This window comes from Streptomyces sp. CB01881 (assembly GCF_002953255.1).
GTDB lineage: Bacteria > Actinomycetota > Actinomycetes > Streptomycetales > Streptomycetaceae > Kitasatospora.
The window spans coordinates 10,957,548-10,962,224 of the sequence record NZ_CP026498.1; the positions used below are offsets into that span (position 1 = coordinate 10,957,548).

At 67.7% G+C, this 4,677-nt stretch carries 4 protein-coding genes and 2 CRISPR repeat arrays; of the genes, 3 read left to right on the top strand and 1 reads right to left on the bottom strand.

Annotation, left to right across the window (positions count from 1 at the left end; all coding sequences use genetic code 11):
* Positions 1-113 precede the first annotated feature (113 nt).
* The gene (locus tag C2142_RS37185) at positions 114-656 is read left to right on the top strand and encodes a hypothetical protein (protein WP_148641175.1); all 543 of its coding nucleotides are present in this window, start codon (positions 114-116) and stop codon (positions 654-656) included.
* Here C2142_RS37185 and C2142_RS37190 read toward each other — a convergent pair.
* Positions 613-1,530 (bottom strand): IS5 family transposase, encoded by a 918-nt coding sequence (locus C2142_RS37190; protein ID WP_241002374.1) that lies wholly within the window; start codon positions 1,528-1,530, stop codon positions 613-615. The genes C2142_RS37185 and C2142_RS37190 overlap by 44 nt on opposite strands.
* A 153-nt stretch (positions 1,531-1,683) precedes the next feature.
* Positions 1,684-2,240: direct repeats of the CRISPR family, unit length 29 nt; unit sequence GTCGTGATCAGCCCTGGAGGGCTTGCAAC.
* A 101-nt stretch (positions 2,241-2,341) separates the two neighbouring features.
* Between C2142_RS37190 and C2142_RS37195 the strand changes: the two genes are divergently transcribed.
* The gene (locus tag C2142_RS37195; RefSeq protein WP_063352655.1) at positions 2,342-2,653 is read left to right on the top strand and encodes a transposase; all 312 of its coding nucleotides are present in this window, start codon (positions 2,342-2,344) and stop codon (positions 2,651-2,653) included.
* Between the two features lie 5 nt (positions 2,654-2,658).
* The gene (locus C2142_RS37200; protein ID WP_241003159.1) at positions 2,659-3,570 is read left to right on the top strand and encodes an IS3 family transposase; all 912 of its coding nucleotides are present in this window, start codon (positions 2,659-2,661) and stop codon (positions 3,568-3,570) included.
* Positions 3,571-3,616: 46 nt separating this feature from the next.
* Positions 3,617-4,025: a CRISPR direct-repeat array (repeat unit 22 nt; unit sequence TCAGCCCTGGAGGGTTTGCAAC).
* Positions 4,026-4,677 lie beyond the last annotated feature (652 nt).

A 4,677-nucleotide genomic window follows, 5' to 3' on the forward strand; every position in this document is an offset into this window, starting at 1 on the left:
TGAGTCGCTGTTGTCTTTCCGGGCGTGAGAGCTGCGTTTCCGCTGTTCAGGCATGAGGTCGGCGGTCTCGGGGAGTGGTGGCGTGTTGAGTCGCCGCTCGTGTGGAGGTCGGGATGCCGTCGGTCGTGGGACTGCTGGAACAGCGTGAGCTCACCGCTCGCCGTCGTCTGGACAACCTTCGGGAGGAGGCCGACCGTATCCAGGCCGAGCTGGTCGTGGCCGAGCGGGAGTGGAACGAGTGGGTCATCGCCCGTTCGCGTGTCGACGAGGTGCTGTCCTCAGGGGGCGACGTCGCCGGCCCGGGTGCCGCCGAGGAGCCGTCGGATCGCGGTGAACCGTGCGCGCTGCCGGCATCTTCGGAGGCGGCGAAGCCCAAATCGGTGGTGCCGATGTGGCGTGCGGGGCTGGCCTGGTCGGCACTGTCGGTGGACTACCAGCGCATCCTGCAGGTGCTCGCGGACCGGAATCGTCTCGGCCAGGGGTCACTGACGTGCCAGGAGATGGCCGGCAGCTTCGGCCTGGACCCGGTGCCCGCGAAGGTGGAGGCCCTGCGGTCGAAAGCGAAGCGGCTGACAGCGCGGGGGTGGCTGGCCGAGCCGGCACCGGGCCGGTTCACGCTGGCGAAGGCCGTGGCCGGGCCAGGCGGCGGGTCATGAGCATCGTCGCCGACCAGTAGACCATCGCCTCCGCGCTGGTGGTGGAGCGTTCGAAGTCCCGCACGAGGCGGCGGCTTCGCATCAGGTGGGCGAAGAACCGCTCCACGATCCACCGCTTGGGCAGCACGACGAAGCCGCGCATGTCGTCACTGCGTTTGACGATGGCGAGGACCAGGGCGAGGGCGGCCAGGCAGTGCTCGACGAGGGGGCCGGTGTAGCCGCCGTCGGCCCAGACCAGGGCCAGCCGGTGGTGTGCGGCGGCGACCCGGGCGAGCAGGACATGGGCGGCGGCGCGGTCGCCGATGTCCGCCGCGGTGACCATCACCCCCAGCAGCAGGCCGAGGGTGTCGACCACCACGTGGCGCTTGCGGCCGTTGATCAGCTTGCCGCCGTCGAAGCCGCGGCTGTCGGCGCCGACGACGGCGTCCGCCTTGACGGACTGGGAGTCGATCACGCCCGCGCTCGGCTCCGGGTCCCGCCCCGCCCTCTCCCGGACCCTTCCACGCAACCGGTCGTGGAACTCCTGCACCAGACCGAGGTCGCGCCAGCGGCGGAAGAACGCGTAGACCCGGTCCCATGGCGGGAAGTCGGCCGGCATCGCCCGCCACTTCGTTCCGTTGTCGGCGAGGTAGCGGATCGCGTCCAACATCATGCGGTGGCAGTAGGCCTCCGGCTGACCGCCCCGCCCGCGCAGCCAGGCCGGCACCGGCAGCAGCGGCCGCACCACCGCCCACTCCGCGTCCGACATGTCCGTCGGGTAGCGGCGCTCGCGCGCCCCGTGGTCGGCGGCGTTCCCGAACCGGTGAGCGAGGCAGTCACACGCGAGGGTGACCGAAGTGGACCCTGCCTCCGCGATGGCGTACAACTGCGACAACAGGGCCTCCTGGACCGCTCTTTGGCGTAGACACCCTTCGAGCTACCAAGAGGCCCTGCTTTCATGCGCGGCGGCCGCCACACTCACCCGATCGAGACTCCCGTTCGACCAACACCGCTCAAGATCGGAACGACAACAGCCACTGAGCCCGGGGTCGTGATCAGCCCTGGAGGGCTTGCAACAGCTGTACGGGCAGGCCGCCATGGACAAGGCCCTGCGGTCGTGATCAGCCCTGGAGGGCTTGCAACTGGTGCTGCCATGGCCAAGATCCTAGTGTCTTCGCGTCGTGATCAGCCCTGGAGGGCTTGCAACGACACCGGGTACGTCACCAACTCCAGTGCGGGATCCGCGGTCGTGATCAGCCCTGGAGGGCTTGCAACACGACACGCGACGATGCGCCGCCTCAGCCGGCAATTGGATGGTCGTGATCAGCCCTGGAGGGCTTGCAACTGCTCGATCCCCGGCAGCACCCGGGCCCCGATCTGGGTCGTGATCAGCCCTGGAGGGCTTGCAACACGATCTGCCGGTGGTCCCGGAAGTACGACTCCGCTGTCGTGATCAGCCCTGGAGGGCTTGCAACATCGGTGTCGTCTACATCGCCGCCGCCGTCGCCAGTCGTGATCAGCCCTGGAGGGCTTGCAACGTGTCCAGCTCATACGTGTCCAGCCGCTGGGTACCGGCGTCGTGATCAGCCCTGGAGGGTTTGCAACACCTGGGCGGGGGTGAGCGGCTGGTCCGGGGTTGAGGTTCCCCCGAGGTGCGGAAGGTTGCCGGACATGACCTGATAGGTCGTGAGAAGGGAGCCTCTGCCATGGCTGCACCGATGAAGTACCCGCCCGAGTTGCGGCAGCGAGCCGTTGCCGCGTACCGGGCCGCCGACCCGAAGCCCGTGATCCGGCAGATGGCCCGGGACCTCGGCGTGCACCACGAGGCCCTGCGCAACTGGATCCGCCAGGACGAGGCCGACCGCGGCGAGCGCGACGACCGGCTGACCACCGTTGAGAAAGAAGAACTGGCCGCTCTGCGCAAGGAGAACGCCGAGCTGCGCCGGTCCTGCGAGATCCTCAAGGCCGCCTCGGCTTTTTTCGCCCAGGAGCTCGACCCGACCCGGCGACGGTACTGAAGCTCATCGACGAGCACCAGGACCGCTTCGGGGCCGAGCCCGTCCTCCGGGAACTGCACATCCCCGCCTCCACCTACTACCGCTGGCGCCGCGACGTCCACGCTCCGTGCGAGCGCAGGCGCCAGGACATCGAACTGACCGAGCAGATCCGCCGCGTCCACTCGGACTCGGATGCCACCTACGGTTCCCCGCGCGTCCACGCCGTCCTGCGGCGCGAGGGAGTGCACGTCGGCCGTAAAAGGGTCGAGCGTCTGATGCGCGTGGCCGGGCTTCAGGGCGTCAGCCCGCGCCGGCCTCGCTCCTTCACCCGCCGCGACCCGGCGGCCGACCTCGCCCCGGACCTGGTCCAGCGCGACTTCACCGCGAACGCCCCCAACCGGCTGTGGGTCGCCGACATCTCGCTGGTCCCGACCGGCGAGGGACCGTGGTGGCTGGCCACGATCCGCGACGCGTTCTCCCGCCGGATCGTGGGCTGGCACACCTCGGAGCGGGCGGACGCCGACCTGGTCCTCACGGCACTGGAGTACGCCCTCCACGGCCGCCCAGTGGAGCCCGGGAAGCTGATCCACCACAGCGACCACGGCTGTCAATATACGTCCATCAAGCTCACAACTCGCCTACTCAAAGCTGGAATTGAGGCGAGCATGGGCACGGTCGGGGACTCGTTCGACAATGCCCTGGCCGAGAACTTCTGGAGCGTGTTGAAGACCGAGTGCGTGCGCCGCACGACCTTCGCGACCCGCACCGACGCCGACCTGGCACTGTTCGCCTATATCGACGGGTGGTACAACACCCGGCGCATTCAGAAGCGCCTCGGCTGGCTCAGCCCGGACGAGTACGAGGCGAAGCACTACGCCAGCCAGGCGACGGCCGAACCAGTGACCGTCGAACCACCCACACCCGCCCTGACCAGCTAATCAGCACCTCCCGCACACCGGGGGAAGCTCAGGTCCCCGTCATGATCAGCCCCTGGAGGGTTTGCAACGCAAGGCGGGCCACGGCAACCCGTCGCCCTCGTAGGTCGTGGTCAGCCCTGGAGGGTTTGCAACGTGGTCATGACCAGAGGATCAGCCGTGCTGACCGGAGTCGTGATCAGCCCTGGAGGGTTTGCAACGGCGTCAACGTTCGGGTGGGCCCGATCGACGACATGTCGTGGTCAGCCCTGGAGGGTTTGCAACCCAAGCACTTCCCCCAGGGCGACGCGCTCGGGACGTGTCGTGATCAGCCCTGGAGGGTTTGCAACCGGCTGTCCACCTACACCCCCAGAATCGTGGACACCGTCGTGATCAGCCCTGGAGGGCTTGCAACCGCAGGCCGCGGCCCGGATCAACGGGGCGTTCCCGGTCGTGATCAGCCCCGAAGGGCTTGCAACAGGTAGTCAGGGTGGTTCGGGTCGCAGACGATGTGCGTCGTGAGTGCCCCTGGAGCGGTTGCAACGCGAGAACGCGGCATCCACCGGGCGCTTGCCGGAGGCCGTGATCAGTCCTGGAGGGCTTGGCTGCTGGCGGACAGGTCCCACCACCACTGTGGGTTCGTGATCAGCCTGGCGGCTCCGCAACCTGCCCGTTCTCTCAGTTGCCTTCTCTCCAAGTTGGGTAGCCGGATCATGTTGCCGTGACCCGGCTAACCGCCTTAGCGCAGTATTTCGGTCCGGTCAAACGGCTCTTGGTGTGTGATTCTCTGCGGCAGATGCCGGCTGCCGTAGTGAGGGATCCAGTGACCCAGCAGTTTATGAGCGCCAAGGAGACCGCGAAATTCCTGAACATGTCGCTTCCGTGGGTGTATCGCGAAGCTTCTGGCGCGGGACTCGTCCCATACAGGTTTGGGTGTGGGCGGAACGCGAAGCTTCAGTTCAAGGTGTCTGAGGTTCAGGCATGGGTGAAGCAGCAGCGGCTGTCCGGCGGCTGAGTCCCTGAGAATTGATGTGCGCAGGCCCAGTACTGGTCCGGGGACAGCGCTCCCGCGCGTTCAGGCGCGAGACCAAGGTCGAGGACTGTTCGGCGCTACCAAGGGCGCCTCTGTAT

Bases quoted from the DNA above. Each gene is read 5' to 3' on its own strand.
- C2142_RS37185 (WP_148641175.1), top strand. From the start codon at position 114: ATGCCGTCGGTCGTGGGACTGCTGGAACAGCGTGAGCTCACCGCTCGC.
- C2142_RS37195 (WP_063352655.1), top strand. From the start codon at position 2,342: ATGGCTGCACCGATGAAGTACCCGCCCGAGTTGCGGCAGCGAGCCGTT.